This window comes from Bradyrhizobium sp. SHOUNA76, assembly GCF_023006445.1.
In the GTDB taxonomy this organism is placed as follows: domain Bacteria; phylum Pseudomonadota; class Alphaproteobacteria; order Rhizobiales; family Xanthobacteraceae; genus Bradyrhizobium.
In genome coordinates this window covers 1-472 of sequence record NZ_JALBHA010001162.1, presented here as the reverse complement: position 1 = coordinate 472, position 472 = coordinate 1, and the positions used below count along the sequence as shown (strand labels likewise).

Annotated in this window: 1 protein-coding gene; it reads right to left on the bottom strand. The window is 68.6% G+C overall.

Features of this window, described 5'->3' with window-relative positions:
- Window positions 1-472 (bottom strand): ATP-binding cassette domain-containing protein (locus MOV74_RS40295; protein ID WP_246933120.1); only part of this gene is annotated, 472 nt, incomplete at both ends.

Below are 472 nucleotides of genomic sequence, written 5' to 3'. Positions count from 1 at the left end.
ACGATGACGATGGCGCCGCGCTCGCGCGCGGCGCGGACGGCGCGGGTCAGCGCCTCATCGCCCTCGGTGTCGAGATTGGAGTTGGGCTCGTCGAGCACGATCAGGAAGGGATTGCCATAGAGCGCACGCGCCAGCGCCACGCGCTGCGCCTGGCCTGCGGAAAGTGCCGCGCCCTGCTCGCCGACTTGGGTGTTGTAGCCCTCGCGCATCTTGATGATCATCTCGTGCACGCCGGCTTCTTTCGCCGCCACGATGATGCCATCGGAGGTCGCCTCGGGGTCGAACCGGCTGATGTTCTGCGCGATGGTGCCGCCGAACAATTCGACGTCCTGCGGCAGATAGCCGATGTGGCGGCCGAGCGCGTCGGATGACCATTGATCGAGCGCCGCGCCGTCGAGCCGTACCTTGCCGCGCACCGGCTGCCAGACCCCGACCAGCGCGCGGATCAGCGACGACTTGCCGGAGCCGCTCG